General features: G+C 73.2%; 16 protein-coding genes and 2 pseudogenes. 11 read left to right on the top strand and 7 right to left on the bottom strand.

Annotated elements, in window-relative coordinates; genetic code table 11:
* From KBX39_RS05170 to KBX39_RS05160, 3 genes and pseudogenes are all read right to left on the bottom strand, one after another.
* A pseudogene (locus KBX39_RS05170) lies at positions 1-316 on the bottom strand (O-antigen ligase domain-containing protein); the annotation flags it as partial.
* Entirely contained in the window at positions 313-1,320 is a 1,008-nt protein-coding gene (locus tag KBX39_RS05165) for a DUF3048 domain-containing protein (RefSeq protein ID WP_210869378.1), read from the bottom strand. The gene KBX39_RS05165 and the pseudogene KBX39_RS05170, both read right to left, overlap by 4 nt.
* On the bottom strand, positions 1,317-3,140 hold the full coding sequence (locus tag KBX39_RS05160; RefSeq protein WP_064448110.1) for a Wzz/FepE/Etk N-terminal domain-containing protein: 1,824 nt from the start codon (positions 3,138-3,140) through the stop codon (positions 1,317-1,319). Before KBX39_RS05160 ends, KBX39_RS05165 begins: the two co-directional genes overlap by 4 nt.
* A gap of 498 nt (positions 3,141-3,638) precedes the next feature.
* On the opposite strand from KBX39_RS05160, the gene KBX39_RS05155 reads away from it, so the two are divergent.
* Genes KBX39_RS05155 through KBX39_RS05140 form a run of 4 tightly spaced genes read left to right on the top strand, consistent with a single transcriptional unit; the run spans position 3,639 to position 6,599 of the window.
* Entirely contained in the window at positions 3,639-4,115 is a 477-nt protein-coding gene (locus tag KBX39_RS05155; protein WP_030499390.1) for a polysaccharide biosynthesis protein, read from the top strand.
* Positions 4,115-4,693, top strand: coding sequence for a glycosyltransferase (locus tag KBX39_RS05150; RefSeq protein WP_043327766.1), 579 nt, complete (start codon positions 4,115-4,117; stop codon positions 4,691-4,693). The genes KBX39_RS05155 and KBX39_RS05150 overlap by 1 nt, the downstream gene beginning before the upstream one ends.
* Positions 4,690-5,688 (top strand): sulfotransferase, encoded by a 999-nt coding sequence (locus KBX39_RS05145; RefSeq protein ID WP_043327767.1) that lies wholly within the window; start codon positions 4,690-4,692, stop codon positions 5,686-5,688. The genes KBX39_RS05150 and KBX39_RS05145 overlap by 4 nt, the downstream gene beginning before the upstream one ends.
* A complete protein-coding gene (locus KBX39_RS05140; protein WP_013289266.1) occupies positions 5,685-6,599 on the top strand; it encodes a glycosyltransferase family 2 protein in 915 nt (304 codons plus the stop codon). Before KBX39_RS05145 ends, KBX39_RS05140 begins: the two co-directional genes overlap by 4 nt.
* Positions 6,600-6,659: 60 nt before the next feature.
* On the opposite strand, the gene KBX39_RS05135 is transcribed toward KBX39_RS05140, so the two are convergent.
* Both KBX39_RS05135 and KBX39_RS05130 read right to left on the bottom strand, forming a co-directional pair.
* On the bottom strand, positions 6,660-8,156 hold the full coding sequence (locus KBX39_RS05135) for a hypothetical protein (protein WP_064448111.1): 1,497 nt from the start codon (positions 8,154-8,156) through the stop codon (positions 6,660-6,662).
* Between the two features lie 100 nt (positions 8,157-8,256).
* Complete coding sequence (locus tag KBX39_RS05130; protein WP_043327770.1) at positions 8,257-9,135, bottom strand: 3'(2'),5'-bisphosphate nucleotidase CysQ; 879 nt, start codon at positions 9,133-9,135, stop codon at positions 8,257-8,259.
* A gap of 199 nt (positions 9,136-9,334) precedes the next feature.
* On the opposite strand from KBX39_RS05130, the gene KBX39_RS05125 reads away from it, so the two are divergent.
* On the top strand, positions 9,335-10,429 hold the full coding sequence (locus KBX39_RS05125) for a PLP-dependent aminotransferase family protein (protein ID WP_030499384.1): 1,095 nt from the start codon (positions 9,335-9,337) through the stop codon (positions 10,427-10,429).
* 323 nt (positions 10,430-10,752) lie between these two features.
* On the top strand, positions 10,753-11,904 hold the full coding sequence (gene corA / locus KBX39_RS05120; protein ID WP_043327771.1) for a magnesium/cobalt transporter CorA: 1,152 nt from the start codon (positions 10,753-10,755) through the stop codon (positions 11,902-11,904).
* Between the two features lie 72 nt (positions 11,905-11,976).
* Here the strand turns inward: corA and KBX39_RS05115 are convergent, their stop codons facing one another.
* Positions 11,977-12,816, bottom strand: coding sequence for a hypothetical protein (locus tag KBX39_RS05115; RefSeq protein WP_174535724.1), 840 nt, complete (start codon positions 12,814-12,816; stop codon positions 11,977-11,979).
* Between the two features lie 84 nt (positions 12,817-12,900).
* Between KBX39_RS05115 and KBX39_RS05110 the strand changes: the two genes are divergently transcribed.
* Entirely contained in the window at positions 12,901-13,431 is a 531-nt protein-coding gene (locus KBX39_RS05110) for a peptidylprolyl isomerase (RefSeq protein WP_030499381.1), read from the top strand.
* Positions 13,432-13,456: 25 nt separating this feature from the next.
* Positions 13,457-14,398, top strand: coding sequence for a rhomboid family intramembrane serine protease (locus KBX39_RS05105; protein WP_064448112.1), 942 nt, complete (start codon positions 13,457-13,459; stop codon positions 14,396-14,398).
* Between the two features lie 3 nt (positions 14,399-14,401).
* Here KBX39_RS05105 and KBX39_RS05100 read toward each other — a convergent pair whose 3' ends face one another.
* Positions 14,402-14,836 (bottom strand): PH domain-containing protein, encoded by a 435-nt coding sequence (locus tag KBX39_RS05100; RefSeq protein ID WP_210869376.1) that lies wholly within the window; start codon positions 14,834-14,836, stop codon positions 14,402-14,404.
* A 99-nt stretch (positions 14,837-14,935) separates the two neighbouring features.
* Here KBX39_RS05100 and KBX39_RS05095 point away from each other — a divergent pair, with 99 nt between their 5' ends.
* The 3 genes and pseudogenes from KBX39_RS05095 to KBX39_RS05085 all read left to right on the top strand — a co-directional run.
* Positions 14,936-16,108 (top strand): acetyl-CoA C-acyltransferase, encoded by a 1,173-nt coding sequence (locus tag KBX39_RS05095; RefSeq protein WP_210869374.1) that lies wholly within the window; start codon positions 14,936-14,938, stop codon positions 16,106-16,108.
* 108 nt (positions 16,109-16,216) lie between these two features.
* Positions 16,217-16,729: a hypothetical protein gene (locus KBX39_RS05090; protein WP_064448114.1), complete on the top strand. Its 513-nt coding sequence runs from the start codon at positions 16,217-16,219 to the stop codon at positions 16,727-16,729.
* A gap of 68 nt (positions 16,730-16,797) precedes the next feature.
* A pseudogene (locus KBX39_RS05085) lies at positions 16,798-16,972 on the top strand (DNA-binding response regulator); the annotation flags it as partial.

Genomic DNA, 16,972 nt, shown 5'->3' with positions numbered 1-16,972 from the left:
GGGTGAGCACGGACAGGAACACCCAGAGCAGCAGGACCATCCAGATCCCGAAGCCGGGCGGCACCCGGACCGGGCCGCGTTTGCGCATCTGCGCCACCATCGGCACCGCGAAGATGACGAACACGAAGCTCGACACGCCGAGCACCCACCACAGCGGGTACAGCAGGAAGACCGCGATCAGCGGCCATGCCGTCGGCAGCCGCCACGACCAGCCCTCCGGCCGTACCCGCACCGGGCGGAGGCGGTTCCCGCCGGGTGACACCGCGGCGAGCGGAACCGACCCGCGCGCGGTACGAGGCGGGGTGGCGGTGCTCATTTCACGGAGACCTTGGCGGTGGTCGGCGCGTAGATGACCCACGCGTTGCCGGGCTGGGGGCGCAGCAGGTCGCCGCCGGTGTCGGCGAGCGTGCAGAGCAGGGGCAGGCCGGGCTTGCGCCACCGGCCCTTGGCGCTGTTCGGCCCGGACACGGCGAGCACCGCGCCCTCACCGAAGACGTTCGCCGAGGGCAGCGAGCGTGGGGACGGGTTGCGTACGTCGAGCGTGCGGTACTCCATCGTCAGCACGATGACGGATGCGGCGGTCACGGTGACCTTGCCGATCCTGCCGGCCCAGACGGACTTCGCCTGGTCGTACCGCCAGACCATCGGCGGACCGCCGGAGACGGTGACGGTGAGTTCGGTGGCGGGCGCGAGGTCGCGGGTGGCGAGCGCCTCGCCGTCGGTGGCGTGGTCGATCGGCGCAGGGGGCGGCTGGCCCCCCTTCGGGGCGGCCTTGAGCAGCGCGGCGGTCGACGTGTAGTCGCCGGAGAACACCTTGCTGTCGTCGTCGGGCGTGACGCCGTTGAGGTCGGAGTTCTCGAACTGGGTGAGGAAGCCGGTGGGGCCGCCGTTGTAGCCGACGAACGGGCGCAGCACCGTGAGCGACCGGATGTCGACCGGCCGGATCTCGGTGACCGGGCCGATCTTGGTGGCGTCCTTGGAGTGGAACACCGCGGTCAGGTGCAGCGTGTCCGACTCGGCGAACTCGGCGTAGACCAGGTCGGCGGCGTCCAGGCCGGCCGGTGTGGTCGCGGGGCTCACCCGCAGCGGCACCGCGACCGCCTGGCGGGTCGTCGCGGCCGGGGTGCTGACCGGAGCGCCGGTCAGCGGGCCCTTGGGCAGGGTCGGCGAGGCGCTGGCCGCGGACGGCGAGGCGGTGACGTCGCCCGGGTCCACCACCTGGACCTTGCCCGGCTTGGGCTCGGGCTCACTGCACCCGGTCCCGACGCCGAGGACGACGGCGGGGGCGATGGCGGCGCGGAGCATCTGCCGACGGTTCACCCCAGGTCCTCGCCGGAGTCGAGGGCGTAGCTGCGGCCGTCGCCGTCACCCCGGGAGCGGTAGGTGCCGCCGGTGCCGTTGAGCGGCACCGGCTTGCCTCCAGCGGCGGGCGGGGTGGCCTTGCCGGGCATCTGCGGCGCCGGAGCGGCCGGCTTCGCCGGGGCGGGCCGGGACGACTGCATGCGCGGCAGCACCATGGTCGACTCGGCGGACGGGCCGGGGCTGGGCCGGGGCTTGGGCCGGTTGGCCGGGGCAGCCGGGGCGCTCGACGCGTTCGACCCGCCGGACGTCGCCGGGCGGGTGGCGCCGGCGGGCGGTTCGGGCAGGCGCGGAGCCAGCACGGCGCCGATCACCGGCGCGTTCACCTGCTCGAACTGCTGGAGCGCGGCGGTGATCTCACCGCTGCGGGTCTTGCCCGCCTCGGCCACCATGATCACCGCGTCGACGTACCGGCCCAGGGCCTGGGCCTCCACGGCGAACGTGGGCTGCGGGGTCTCGATGATCACGTGGTCGAAGCGCGCGGACAGCTCGTGCAGGATCTCCAGCAGACCGGCGACCGGCAGTTCGACCTCGGCGTCCAGGTCGCCGGGCACCAGCACCCGGAGCTGGCCGAGCCCCGGCACCGGCGCGAGCGCCTTGAGCGGGGGCACGTCGCGGCGCAGCACCGAGGCGAGGCTGTGCCGCCCCTCGGCCACGCCGGTGATCGCGCCCACCGCCGAGTCGGGCTTGGTGGTGATCAGCGCGACCTGCTGGCCGGTACGGGCGTACGAGGCGGCGAGGTTGGCGGCGACGAACCCGGCGGCGGCGCCGGCCGAGGCGTCACAGAGCAGCAGTTGGCGCCCGCGCCCGCCCTGCGCCGCTTCGGGCACCGCGGAGAGCAGCACGTTGCGCAGCCGGCCCAGCTCGCGGGAGGCCCGGTGGGTGGCCGGCAGGACTGCGAGCGACGGCGCGCGCGACGGCAGTTCCACAAGCAGCGGCAGGCCGACCCGGTCGGAGATGTCGCGTCCGCGGCGGATCCGGGTGTCCAGCCGGTCCAGCACCAGCGCCAGCACGATGCCGAGCAGCAGACCCGCGCCCATGCCGCTGGCGAGGTTGAGCGTGCGGTTCGGCGAGCTGGGCCGCTCCGGCAGCCGGGCGTCGGAGATGATCTCGCCGGGATCGGAGCCGGCCGCGCTCAGCGGGTTGAGCCGGTTGTACAGGTTGCTGATCTGGTTGGTGACGAGCTGGCGGTCGGATTCGGCCCGCTCGCGCTCGGGCGAGTTGGACGGCGCCGCCGAGATCCGCCCGGCGATCGCGCTCAACTGCTTCTGCAGATCGGCGATCTGCTGCTTGAGCGTGTTCGTCTCGTTCTCCAGCGACTTCTGCGCGGTGGCCTTGCGCAGGTCGAGGTAGGCCTGGGCGAACGCGTGCGAGCCCGACTGGGCGCCCTCGGGGCTGTTCGCCTCGTACGCCACCTGGAGGATCTGGCTGTTCGGCGGGACCTTGACGGTCACCGACTTGACGAGCTGGTCGGCCCCGGTGTCGACCTTCATCAGCGCCTTGGCCCGCTCCGCCACCACGAGCGAGCGGACCACCTGCGCCTCGGTGTCGAGGTTGACCTTGGCGTTGGGGTTGTTCTCCGCGCCCGAGCCGAGCGGGCGCACCAGCAGCGACGTGGTCGAGGTGTAGCGCGCCTCCTGGACCTGGCTCAGCGCCAGCCCTCCGCCCAGGCCGAGGACCGCGGCGAGCAGCAGGATCCACCAACGGCGGCGCAGCCAGCCCAGGTAGGCCATCAGGGCAAGACCGTCGGCGTCGCTCTCGGCCAAATGGGGTGAGGGCATCAGAGTCTGTCGCTCCCTTTCGACCGAGCCGGGCAGTCCACGGCACAGCTGGACCTGACCGTGGCCTTGAGTGTCCCCGATCCGAACGACGAGGGAAAGTCTGCTCACGTTCCGGTAAGCCTGCCCGGGTGTGGGCAGCCCGCGTAGAAATGGCCGATCGGCGCTGACCATTCGGCGGGTTTCCCGGTGCCGGGCCCGACTTGCCCCCGGTAAGCCGACGTCGCCGACGGCTCTCGTGCGGAGCGGTGACGGAATCCTGACACATCTCACTTCGTTCGGGTGTCCCGGCCCGTGGTCCGGGCGCGGCCGGGCTGACCTGCCCGACGGCCGGTCGACGCGCATCCCGTTGACGGGAATCGCGAGGTGAGCCGACCGGCGAGCCAGGATCCGTCCAATGGCCCCTTCAGTTGCCCACGGGCCCGCCAGTAGGTTGTCAGGACGCGTCCGAGGGGCATTCACAAAAATCCGGACGCGTCATCCGCGTACGGGAGGACGTTTGTGGTGAGCGGGTCAACCGAGGACTCGGGACAGGTCCTGCTGGTGGGTTCCAGTGGCGGGCACCTGGCCCAGCTCCTGGCCCTGGAACCGTGGTACCGGGATCGGCGCCGCGCATGGGTAACCTTCGACACCCCGGACGCGCGCTCGCTGCTCGCCGGCGAGGACGTGGTCTGGGCGCACCACCCCACCACACGCAACGTAAAGAACCTGGTACGCAACGCGTTCCTCGCGCTGAAGGTCATCCGCCGGCGCCAGGTCGACGCGGTCGTCACCACCGGCGCCGGGGTCGCCCTGCCGTTCGTGGTGGCGGCCCGCATGCGCAAGATCCCCACGGTCTACATCGAGGTGTACGACCGGATCGACAGCGCGACGCTCACCGCCCGGCTCTGCCGTCCCTTCCTCTCCGCGATGCTCGTGCAGTGGGAGGAGCAGCGCCGGATGTACCCGGAGGCGACCGTCGTGGGGAACCTCCTCTGATGGCGCACATTCCCCAGCAGCGGGACCGGCGGTCCAGGCCGTTCGTGCTGGTCGTGGTCGGCACCGACGTGCACCGCTTCGACCGGCTGGTCGGCTGGCTGGAACGCTGGCACGCGGCCCGGCCCGAGGTCCGGCTGGTCCTCCAGTACGGCCACAGCCGCACCCCGGCCCTGCCCGAGGCCACCCCGTTCCTCGGCCACGAGGAACTCCAGCAGGCGATGGCGGAGTCCACGCTCGTGGTGAGCCACGGCGGCCCGGCCACCATCACCGAGGCCCGGCGCACCGGCCACCTGCCGATCGTGGTGCCCCGCGACCCGGCCCACGACGAGCACGTCGACAACCACCAGCAGCTGTTCTCCCGCCGCCTGGGCGCGGCCGGCATGGTGCGGCTGTGCGAGTCCGAGGCCGAGCTGGTCGCCGCGCTGGACGAGGGCCTGGCCGACCCGAGCCGGTTCGTCCTGGCCGCCGACCCGGGCCGCCCCGACCCGCGCGCCGAGGCGGTCGCCCGGGTCGGCGCGGTGATCGACGGCCTGGTCGCCGGCCGGGTACGCCAGCGGACCGCCGGGCGGCGCGGATGAGCGGCCCGGACCCGGCTGCGCCGCGGGTCCTCTTCGTCGGCGGCCTCGGCCGCAGCGGCTCCACGCTGCTGGAGTTGCTGCTCGCGCAGAGTGCCGACGTGTGCGCCGTCGGTGAGGTGGTGCACCTGTGGGAGCGGGCGCTCGGGGCCGACGAGCGGTGCGGCTGCGGCGAGCGGTTCACCGGCTGCCCGTTCTGGCGGCAGGTCGGCGACCAGGCGTTCGGCGGCTGGGACGCGGTCGACCGGGACGACGTGCTGGCGCTCAAGGACCGGGTCGACCGGACCCGGCACATCCCCCGGCTCGCCAAGGAGGCGCTCCCGCCGGAGCAGCTCGCCGACGTGCGCCGCTACGCCGACCTGTACACCCGGATCTACCGGGCCGCGCTCGCGGTGACCGGCGCCCGGGTCGTGGTGGACTCCAGCAAGCACGCCTCGCTCGCGTTCGCGCTGCGCTGGGCCGAAGGGCTCGACCTGCGGGTCCTGCACCTGGTCCGGGACAGCCGGGCGGTGGCGTACTCGTGGGGCAAGCAGGTGCGCCGCCCCGAGGTGGTCGACGGCGAGGACTTCATGCCGACCTTCTCGCCGTTCGAGGTGAGCAAGCTGTGGACCGCGCAGAACGCGGCGTTCCACCTGCTCGCCTCCCGGGCCAAGGTGCTGCGGCTGCGGTACGAGGACTTCACCGCCGACCCGGCCGGCACCGTAAGCCGGGTGCGGGACTTCGCCGGCCTGCCGGACGACCCGGCCGCGCTGCGGATCCTCTCGGCGGACGCGGCCGACGCGGCGAGCGAGCCGGCCGCGCCGTTCCGCGCGCACAGCGTCGCCGGCAACCCGTTGCGGTTCAGCGGCGGGCCGTTGACAGTGCGCCGCGACGAGGCATGGCGCGACCGCCTGCCGCGACGCAGCCGTGCCGTGGTCAGCCTGGCCACGCTTCCCCTGCGGGTCCGTTACGGCTATCTGGGCCAGCGGGGATCCGACGAGTCCGTGGAGAGAGCATGAGTGGGCCGAGCATCTCGGTGGTCGTACCGACGCGGGACCGTCCGGAGCTGCTGCGCGCGGCGCTCGACGCGATCCTCAGCCAGGCGCACCCGGGCCTGATCGAGGCGATCGTGGTCTACGACCAGTCCGAGCCGGACCGGTCGCTGGAGACCGACCGGGGTGACCGGCGGATCCGGGTGATCACCAACACCCGTACCGCCGGGCTGGCCGGGGCGCGCAACACCGGCATCGAGGCGGCCACCGGCGACTGGGTGGCGTTCTGCGACGACGACGACGAGTGGCTGCCCGGCAAGCTCGCCGCCCAGTTCGGGGCGCTCGACGCGCACCCGGACGGCGCGCTGGTGAGCTGCGGCATCCGGGTCAGCTACGACGACCGTACGGTGGACCGATCGCTGGACCGCGCCCGGATCTCGCTGGAGGCGCTGCTGCGCGACCGGCTCACCGAGCTGCACCCGTCCACGTTCCTGATCCGCCGGGCCGCGCTGCTCGACGCGATCGGCCTGGTCGACGAGCAGATCCCGGGCAGCTACGCGGAGGACTACGAGTTCCTGCTCCGCGCCGCCCGGTACGCGCCGCTGGTGAACGTGGAAAGCCCGTACGTGCTGGTCCGCTGGCACAAGCGGTCCTACTTCGCACAGCGCTGGGAGACCATCTCGACCGCGTTGCAGTGGCTGCTGCGCCGCTACCCGGAGTTCGCCACCGTGCCGCACGGCGAGGCTCGGGTGGCCGGTCAGATCGCGTTCGCGCAGGCCGCCATGGGTAACCGGCGGGACGCGGTCCGCTGGGCGCGGCGCACGCTGGCCCGCAACCCGAAGGAGCCGCGCGCCTACCTGGCGCTGGCGGTGGCGAGCCGGGCGGTGCAGGCCGACCGGGTGCTGCGCACGCTGCACAAGCGCGGCCGGGGCATCTGACGCGTACGCGGAACGGGCGGACGACCTCGGTCGCCCGCCCGTTCTCGTCCGGTCATCAGGTCAGGCCGTGCAGAAGGACTTCCACGCCTGGATGCTCGGCTGGTCGAGCAGCCGGAAGTCGCCCTGGCTGACGGTCTGGTTGTAGTACGCGACGAATTCCGGCCGCTGGCCGTTGAGGAAGTTCGTCATCGACCGGATCCAGGCCGCCCGGCCGGTGCCCGGGTCACCCGGCACCAGGTCGCTGCCGGTCTCCGCGACGCCCCACGGCTTGCCCAGCGCCTTCGACTTGCTGATCATCGGGCCGTAGATCTCCTGCGGCGGGGCGTACCGCTTCCACTTCTTGCCCCAGTTGTAGCAGTCCCAGCCGAGTGTCTCGATCACGTCGGAGCCGGGGTAGAACGCGTCGAAGCTGCGCCCGGACTTCGGGTCGAGCGTCCAGCACATCAGGATCAGCGTGTTGATCAGCTTGGGGTTGTTCGCCCGGGCGGCCAGCCCGGCCACCCGCTTCCACGCGGTCCGGTACGCCTCGGTGGTGAAGGCGCCGCGCTCGACGTCGTCCTCCGGCTCGTGGAAGTACGACCAGTAGACGTTGTGCTCGCGCGGGATCGAGGCGAACCAGGAGGTCAGGCGGGAGTCGAACTTGCCGGTGTTGATCTCCTGCGGCGCCGCCTTGAAGGACACCACAACGGTCCGGTCCACCACGTCGGCCCGGCTGCCGGACCAGGCCGGCGGCAGGCCGGGGAAGAAGATCCGGGCCATCCGCAGCTTGCCGAACGTCCGGTCGGAGCGGGCCAGCGCCTGACCGAAGGTCTCCCCGTTCTGCACGCCGATCGAGGCGCCGGGCAGCGTCAGCCGCGTACCGCCGAAGGCCGGGCCCGCGTTCTCGGAGGCCGACGGGCGGGCCGAGGGTTTGCCACCTAGGCCCTGGTCGGCGCTCGGGGACGCACCCGGCGTAGCCGGCGCGCCCGGGCCCATCGAGGTCGCCGGGCCGACCGATCCGGGCGCCTCGCCTGCTTGCGGGTTCGCGGAGTCGGGCCGCAGCGCGGCCACCGCGACCCCGCCGCCGGCCACTGCCAGCGCCAGCGCCGCCGCGACCGCCACGCGCCAGCGTCGCCGGGCGCCGCCGGGCGGCGGAGTTGTCCCCGGTGCGAGCGGCGGAGCGGGCGGGCGGCCCGGCCCGCCGGTGGCCGGATCGTGCGGGGCGTCCACCGGAGGCGGCCCGGTCAGGGTGGCGGTCGCCGCCGCGCCCGCACCCCGTACCGCGTCGCCCGCCGGACCCGGCCCGGCCCAGCCGGCGTCGTCGTGCGGCGCCCAGCCGGGGTCACCGTGGACCGTCGGCTCGTCCTGCGGCCAGGCGGCGTCCCGGTGGCCGGCGTCCGGCCGTTCCGGCCACGGCAGGTCACCGCCGCCGGTCCGGGCCGGTGGCGGCGGAGACGAGGTGACCTCGGCCTCCGGCCAGGGCAGCGACGGGCCGCCTGCCTGGCGTGGAATGTCCTGACCCGGCCACAGGCCGGTCGGCTGCCCGAAGGCGTTGTGCGGCTCTCGATCGGCCGGCATGACCCTCCCTGGCTGTCGGCGGCCCGTGTCCGGGCTCAGATCGCCACGCATACCTGCCCGACGATAACCCTCATTCACCTGGCCGTATGTACCGTGACACTCAGCCGAACGCCTGACCGGGGGTGTCGGTGACGGTCGAAGCGGGCATCTCGACCCCGGTCCGCGCGATCGCGTCGAGCAACTGGTCGGCCAGCTCCGGCCGGCAGACCAGCAGGTCGGGCAGGCGCGGGTCGGCGCGGTTGTAGCGCAGCGGCGAACCGTCGATCCGGGACGCGTGCATGCCCGCGCCGAGCGCCACCGCGACCGGGGCGGCACTGTCCCACTCGTACTGGCCGCCCGCGTGGACGTACGCGTCGACCTCGCCGGTCACCACGGCGCAGACCTTCACACCGGCCGAGCCCATCGGTACGGCGGTCGCACCGAGCATCTCGACCAGCTCGCCCACGAACGCGGGCGGGCGGCTGCGGCTCACCGCGATCCGGATCGGCCCGTCGGTCGGCTTCGGCGGCGGGCAGGTGGTGCCGAGCACGAGCGGCGTACCGTCCACCGTGGTCCGCGCCGGCATGCCGACGGCACCGGCGACCAGGGCGCCGTCGGGCGCGGCGGAGCGCTGCCAGAGCGCCACGTGCACCGCCCAGTCGTCCCGCCCCTCCTCGGAGAACTCACGGGTGCCGTCCAGCGGGTCGATGATCCAGACCCGGTCCGCCTCGTGCCGGGGCGCGCGCTCGCCGTCCGCCCATGCGCGGCGGGCGTCGGCCTCCTCTTCGGAGAGCACCGCGTCGGCCGGCCGCAGGCGGGCCAGCGCCGCCGTCATCAGCTCGTGCGACGCGCGGTCGCCGGCGTCCTTGAGCGCCTTCGGGTCGGCGAAGCCCTGCCGGTCCCGCAGCGCGGTGAGCGCCTTGCCGGCCTCGGTCGCCAGCCACTGCGCGAACCGCTGGTCGTCGAGCCGTCCCGCCTCGTCCTCGGTCACGAGCCTCATCCCTTGTTCTCCCGGGTCTGCCGCGACCCGTCATCCTTCGGCGTCCGGTCGGACCGGCGCCAGCGTCCGTCGGATCGTAGACAGTCGCGAGGTGCCCTCGGATCCCCCGGACGCACCCGGTGCCCCGCCCGGCCGCCCGCATGTTGAACTTCGCGTGTATGGCGGTCGGACCCGCCGGGCCAGGCCCTAGGCTCTGCGCATGACCGCCGAGCAGCTGATCTCGTTCGCCCGTGGCGCGCCTTCGCTGGACATCGTCGATGTCGAAGGGCTCAAGGCCGCCGCTGTCCGCGCCTTCGACGCCGACCCCGCCGGGGTCACCGCGTACGGCACCTCCGTCGGCTACCCGCCCCTGCGGAAGTGGATCGCCGAGAAGCACGGCGTCGAGGCCGATCAGGTGCTGATCACCAACGGCTCGCTGCAGGCCGACGCGTTCCTCTTCGACCACCTGGTCCGCCGGGGCGACGCGGTGGTGGTCGAGCGCCCGACGTACGACCGCACGCTGCTCAACCTCCAGCAGATGGGCGGCGAGGTGCACGGCGTGACGATCCAGCCGGACGGCCTGGACACCGCCGAGCTGCGCAAGCTGCTGGAGTCCGGGGTACGGCCGCGACTGGCGCACGTGATCCCCAACTACCAGAACCCGGCCGGCGTGACCCTCTCCCTGGAGAAGCGCCGTGAGCTGCTCGACCTGGCCGCCGAGTACGGGTTCACGATCTTCGAGGACGACCCGTACGCGGACATCCGGTTCCGGGGCGAGCCGCTGCCGTCGATGCTGTCGATGGACACCCGTGGCGTGGTGGTGCACGCGTCCAGCTTCACCAAGACGGTCTGCCCGGGGGTGCGGGTCGGCTACCTGGTCGGCCCGGCCGAGCTGATCGCGACGATCGCGAAGCGCGCCACCAACCTCTACATCTCGCCGGGCATGGTGGCCCAGGCGATCGTGCACCAGTTCTGCGTCTCCGGCGCGATCGAGGAGTCGATCCGGACGGTCCGTACGGCGCTCGGCGAGCGGTCGGCGGTACTGGCCGAGTCGCTGCGCCGGCACATCCCGGAGGCCCGGTTCGTGGAGCCGGACGGCGGCTACTTCCTCTGGGTCGAGCTGCCGGAGGACGTCGAGGTCGACCGGCTCGCGCCGGCCGCCGCCGAGCGTGGCGTGGCGGTGGTGAAGGGCAGCGACTTCATGGTCGACGGCGGCCGGCACGCGCTGCGGCTGGCGTACTCGGCGGTGACCGCGGACCGGATCGACGAGGGCGTCCGGCGTCTCGCGGAGGCGATGGCCGCCGTACGCGGCTGATTTTCTGTCGGGTTTCTGACAAAAAGGCCCCGCTGGCCGGTTCGGCACTCCCGCTGGACCGGCCAGCAGCCCACAATGCTGCGAGTGTCGTTCACCTTTCCGGTGGCCGGGCCGCTCCGGCCAGGGCCGACGGCACGCCCAGCATCACTCCCGCCCCCAAGGGGTGCCGGGTGGGCCGTGTCGCCCCTCACCCCCCTGACGCGGCCCGGCCCGCCCGGCGCCGGGGCGTGACGCCCGTCGCACCGCCCGTCCCGCTCCCGCGCTGCGCCTGCCGCCGGTCGGCGTAACCTGCAAGCCGCAGCTCTAGGGAGAGGGGGCGAGAGATGACGGACCGGGTGGCACGCGACCGAACCGCCGGCGCCGACGGCGGCAGCCGGGCACTGCGCCCCCGCGCCTGGGCGGCCCCGGTACGCGCGATGTCCCGCATCCTCAACGCCGACGGCTCCCCCCGTGCCGCCCAGCCGGCCGGCCCGGAGCGCAGCGGCATCGTCGACTGCGGGCTGTACGTCGACGGCGAGCGCCGCCCCGGCCGCCCCCAGTACGCCGAGGCCCTGGCCGCCGCCCGGCAGGAGCGGGACGGCTTCGTCTGGCTCGGCCTGCACGAGCCCGACCTGACCGAGATGACCGAGATCGCCGCCACCTTCGGCCTGCACGAGCTGGCGGTGGAGGACGCGGTGAAGGCCCAGCAGCGCCCGAAGCTGGAGCACTTCGGCGAGATCGTCTTCCTGGTGCTGCGGACCGCCCGCTACTGCGAGCACGCGGAGCTGACCGAGAACTCCGAGGTGGTGGAGACCGGCCAGGTGATGCTCTTCATCGGGCCGCACTTCGTGATCAGCGTGCGTCACGGCGACGCCTGCCGGCTGGCGCCGGTCCGCGCCGACCTGGAGGCGAAGCGGGACCTGCTGCGGCACGGCCCGTGGGCGGTCGCGTACGCGATCACCGACCGCGTGGTCGACCTCTACCTGGAGGTCGCCGACCGGCTGGAGGACGACCTCGACGTGCTGGAGGCGGACGTCTTCGACCGGCAGAGCAGCGGCCGGATCCAGCGGATCTACCAGATGAAGCGGGAGCTGGTCGAGTTCAAGCGGGCGGTGGCGCCGCTGCAGCGCCCGCTGATGACGCTCACCTCGCAGGTCAACCGCGCGGTGCCGCAGGAGGTCCGGCGCTACTTCCGGGACGTGCAGGACCACCTCAGCCGCACGGTCGAGCAGGTGAACTCCTACGACGACCTGCTGAACTCGATCCTCCAGGCCCGGCTGGCCCAGGTCACCGTCGACCAGAACAACGACATGCGCAAGATCGCCGCCTGGGCCGCGATCGGTGCGGTGTGGACGGCGATCGCCGGCATCTACGGCATGAACTTCGACAACATGCCCGAGCTGAAATGGACGTACGGCTATCCGGGCGTGTGGGCGCTGATGCTCGCGGCGTCCTTCACGCTGTACCGCCTGTTCCGCCGCAACGGCTGGCTGTAGCCGCCCCGTAAACGCGGAAGCGCCGGCCACGCGGGTCGCCCCGCGTGCCGGCGCTGATCCGACGGTACGAGGTCAGCGGCGACCGCCGGCCTTCGCGGCGTTCTTACCGGCCTGCACGGCCTTGGTGATGTCGTCGGCCGGACGGCCGGAGACGTCCCGGGCGCCCTCGGCGACGGCGGGGACCTGGTCGTTCGGGTGGATCACCGGCTGGCTGCCGGAGGTGGCGGTCGACGCGCTGCTGCCCTTGGCCACGGCCGAGGAGCCGGCGCCGGTCGGGCCGGCCTGCGTCACCTTCGCGCTCGCGTCCGGGGTCTCCACCACGATCGTGTCCACGTCCTCCCGCATCGGCTCCAGCTTGTCCCGGCCGGTCGCGCCGAGCGTGCCCGTCGTGCCGAGCGTGCCGGTCGGGTCGTACTCGGCCCACTCCTGCTGCTCGCGGCGGCGGCGCATGGCCATCGCCCCGGCCAGGCCGGCGACGGTGCCGGCCACCAGCAGGCCCGCGGTCATGCCACGCGACCTGCGCTGCTTCTTCTTTCCGGCCTTCATGCTCTTCGCCTTCTTCGTCATCGCGGACTGCTTCGCGGCCATCGCCTTACGGCCACCCTGCGCCTTACCGGCGGCCTCGACCCGGGCGTTGCGCACGGCCAGCAGCACCGGCGCGAGCGCCGCGGCGGTCGACGCGAACCCGCTGGACGCGCGGTCCCGGACCATGACCGCGGTCGGCGCGACGGCGCCCCGGGCTGCCTGGACCCGCGGGCCGACAGTGGCGCCGGCACCCTTCGCCGCGTGCGTGGCGGCTTGCCTCAGGTGACCGATGCCCTGGTTCAGCTCCACCTTGGCGAGCTGGCCCTGGGTCTTTCGCCGCCCGATTCCAAACACGGTCCCACCTCCTGGGAGTTGTTCCTTCGTCATCCTCCACCTTCGGATGCCTCCGCATGGCCAGATCGGGCACATGGGAGGATCCGCAAGGAACTGACCAACGAGTGAGGAGTACCCGTGGCCGAGGCTGTCTACGCCACCTTGCACACCAACGCCGGCCCGATCCGGCTGGAGCTCTTCCCGAACCACGCGCCGAAGACCGTCCGCAACTTCGTGGAGCTGGCCGAGGGCACCCGGGAGTACATCGACCCGCGTACCGGTCAGCCGGGCAGCGGGCCGTACTACGACGGCACCGTCTCGCACCGCGTGATCAGCGGTTTCATGATTCAGATGGGCGACCCGACCGGCACCGGACGCGGTGGCCCGGGCTACAAGTTCGGCGACGAGTTCCACCCCGAGCTGCGCTTCGACCGGCCGTACCTGCTGGCCATGGCGAACGCCGGGCCGGGCACCAACGGCTCGCAGTTCTTCATCACGGTGTCGCCCACGCCACACCTGAACAACCGGCACACCATCTTCGGCCAGGTCGCCGACGAGCAGTCCGCCAAGGTCGTCGACTCGATCGCCAACACCCCGACCGGCCCGAGCGACCGGCCGCTGCAGGACGTGGTGATCGAGCGGGTCGAGATCGAGCACAAGCAGGCCTGAGCGACACGCGGGTACCTTTGCTCGCATGACTGAGCGCTCCGGCCAGCCCGGCGACACCACCGGGGACCCGGTGCCGACCACTCCGGTCTGCTACCGGCACCCCGGCCGGGAGACGTACATCCGCTGCTCTCGATGCGACCGGCCGATCTGCACCGAGTGCATGCGGGACGCCTCCGTCGGCCACCAGTGCCCGGAGTGTGTCGCCGAGGGACGCCGCAGCGTGCGGCCGGCGCGTACCGCCTTCGGTGGCGGTGCCGCCGGCCGCCAGGGCAATGTCACGAAGGCGCTGATCGCGCTGAACGTGCTGATGATGCTGGTCTCCATCGCCTCGGCCCGCAGCGGCAACGCGGTGGCCGGCGGTGGCCTGGGCGGCCTGATGGGCAGCGGGACCCCGCTCACCGAATGGGGTTCGGTGCTCGGGCTGGCGCGCTTCCCCGACGGGCACATCGGCGGGGTGGCCGACGGCGAGTGGTACCGGCTGGTCACCGCCATGTTCCTGCACTACGGCGTGCTGCACCTGCTGCTGAACATGTGGGCGCTCTGGGTGCTCGGCCGGACGCTGGAGGCGGTGCTCGGGCCTCTGCGCTTCCTGGCGCTCTACCTGCTCGCCGGGCTGGGCGGCAACGTCGCGGCGTACGTGTTCACCGAGCCGAACCGCTTCACGGCCGGTGCCTCGACCGCCGTCTTCGGCCTCTTCGCCGCGATCTTCGTGATCATGCGGCGGCTCGGCCGGGACACCTCGGCGATCGTCCCGATCCTGGTGATCAACCTGATCTTCACGTTCACCGTGCCGAGCATCTCGGTGGCCGGGCACCTCGGCGGTCTGGCAGCCGGCGCGGTGGTGTCGCTGATCCTGGCGTACGCCCCCCGGTCACGCCGGACCGCATTCCAGGTGGCGGGCTGCGCGATCGTGCTGGTCGCGATGATCGGCCTGACCCTGGTCCGTACCGCCGCCCTGCTCGGCTGAGCCTCAGCCCGCGGCGGGGCGGGCCTCGTCCAGCGCCGCCGCCACCTCGTCCAGCGGCGCGTCCAGGTCGCGGCGGCCGAACAGGTGCAGCGACTCCCCGGCGTCGATCTCCAGCGTCTCGGCGGTGATTCCGCGCCGGGCGCGCCGCTCCAGGCGGATCGCCTCCACCGCGTCCCACGGCAGCCGGCGTCGTCCGGCGAACCCCCGCAGCACCGTCAGCCCATCCCTGTCGACGGCGAGGCGGACCGGCGCGACCAGGTCGCGCAGCGCCCAGAGGAGCAGGCCGGCCGCCGCCAGCCCGGCCAGCCCCGGGCGGACCGGGTCACCGCCGGCGAAGAGCAGCCCCAGGGCCAGCAGCGCGAGCGCGCCGAGCGCCTTGAGCACCGGCGCCTCCCGGGGCACCCGCCACTGCCGGACCGGTGGCGACTGTGGATCCATCCGACCAGCATGCCAGCCGTGCCGTCCGCACGCCGGGGGAGGACGGCCGGTCCGGTCAGCACGTACTATCGGGGCAAGCGAGGTTACCCGGGAGTAGACATGAGTGACGCGGTCATCGTCGGCGCGGTACGGACCCCGGTCGGGCGGCGCAAGGGCAGCCTCGCCGGAGTGCACCCGGTCGACCTCTCGGCGCACGTGCTGCGTGCGCTCGCCGAGCGCACCGGCATCGACCCCGGCCTGGTCGACGACGTGATCTGGGGCTGTGTGTCGCAGGTCGGCGAGCAGTCCTGGAACGTGGCCCGCAACGCGGTGCTGGCCGCCGGCTGGCCGGAGTCCGTCCCGGGCACCACGCTCGACCGTCAGTGCGGGTCGAGCCAGCAGGCGCTGCACTTCGCCGCCGCCACTGTTCTCGCCGGCCAGGCCGACCTGGTGGTGGCCGGTGGCGTCGAGTCGATGACCCGGGTGCCGATGGGGTCCAGCGTCGCCGGCGGGATGCCGTTCAGCGCGGCGATCCTGGAGCGCTACCGGGGTGTCGAGGGCGTCGCGGCGGATTCTCCGCTGCCGTTCAACCAGGGCGTCGGGGCCGAGCTGATCGCCCAGCGGTGGCGCTTCTCGCGTACCCAGCTGGACGAGTTCGCCCTGGCCAGCCACGAGAAGGCGGCAGCCGCGCAGGACGCGGGCGCGTTCGAGGCCGAGCTGGCGCCGGTGGCGCTCGCCGACGGCGGCAAGTTCTCCGCCGACGAGGGCATCCGCCGCGACACCTCGCTGGCCAAGCTGGGCGAGCTGGCCACCCCGTTCCGCGCCGACGGCGTGGTCACCGCCGGTTCCGCGTCGCAGATCTCCGACGGCGCCGCCGCGCTCGCGGTCACCACCGCCGAGTGGGCCAGCCGGCACGGCCTGCGCCCGCTGGCCCGGGTGCACACCGCAGTGGTCGCCGCCGACGACCCGGTCACCATGCTCACCGCGCCCATCCCGGCCACCGCGAAGGCGCTGCGCCGCGCGGGGCTGGGCATCGAGGAGATCGGCGTGTACGAGGTGAACGAGGCGTTCGCCCCGGTGCCGCTGGCCTGGCTGGCCGAGACCGAGGCGGACCCGGAGCGGCTCAACCCCCGGGGCGGGGCGATCGCGCTCGGTCACCCGCTCGGCGGGTCCGGCGCGCGGATCATGACCACGATGCTCCAGCACATGCGGGACAACGGCATCCGCTACGGCCTGCAGACCATGTGCGAGGGCGGCGGGATGGCCAACGCCACCATCGTCGAGCTGCTCTGATCCGACCGGCCGCCGGTGTCGCACCGCAGGTGCGACTTGCACGTGTGGAAGTTCCAGAAATCGGGCGTGACCCATATCACCCCTGGTCATCGCGTCGTTGGACCGGGCATGGACGTGTTCTCGCGAACGTTCCTTCCGGCCGCCGCCGAGACCGGCCTGGCGACCCAGACCGTCACCCGGCACATGCCGGTGTTCCGCCGGTGCGTCGGCTCCGGCGACGCCACCATCCTGGTCACCCGGTGCAGCCGCCCGGACGACCCGGTCGGCGGCGACTACCTGATGCTGCTCACCCACCGCCGCCTGGTGGTCACCCGGCAGACCCGGGTGCTGCACCGGCTGCGCCTGCACCTCAACACGGAGCTGCGCGAGCTGAGCAACGTGACGTGGAGCCCCGACCCCCGTGCGCACAGTGTGGAGCTGGCAGCGACCGCCATCGACGGGGCGAGGGAGCGTTTCGTCATCCGTACCCACCACCCGAAGCAGGTGTGGCAGCTCGACACGCTGCTCAACCACGCCTTCCGTACCCGGCTGCGGGCTCCGGCCGAGCGGGTCGTCGCCACGATCGGCGAGCCGCCGGCGAGCGCCCGGCCCACAGTGCTCCGGCCGGCGCCGGCCCGCTGACGCCTTCCTTACCGGATCCGAACATTTCCTGACCGGCCGGGCGGTCGACCGTCGGTCATCATGGGCCGGTGACCACCGCCGCCCCGCCCGGGCTCGTCCTCGTGGTGGAGGACGAGCCCGCCATCGCCGACCTGGTCCGGCTCTACCTGACCCGGGACGGGTTCGGCGTACACCTGGAACGTGACGGCGAGGCCGGGCTGGCCGCCGCACGGCGGCTGCGCCCGGTGGCCTGCGTGCTCGACA

This window comes from Micromonospora sp. D75 (assembly GCF_018070405.1).
In the GTDB taxonomy this organism is placed as follows: domain Bacteria; phylum Actinomycetota; class Actinomycetes; order Mycobacteriales; family Micromonosporaceae; genus Micromonospora; species Micromonospora chalcea.
This window is presented reverse-complemented; position numbering and strand designations above follow the sequence as displayed.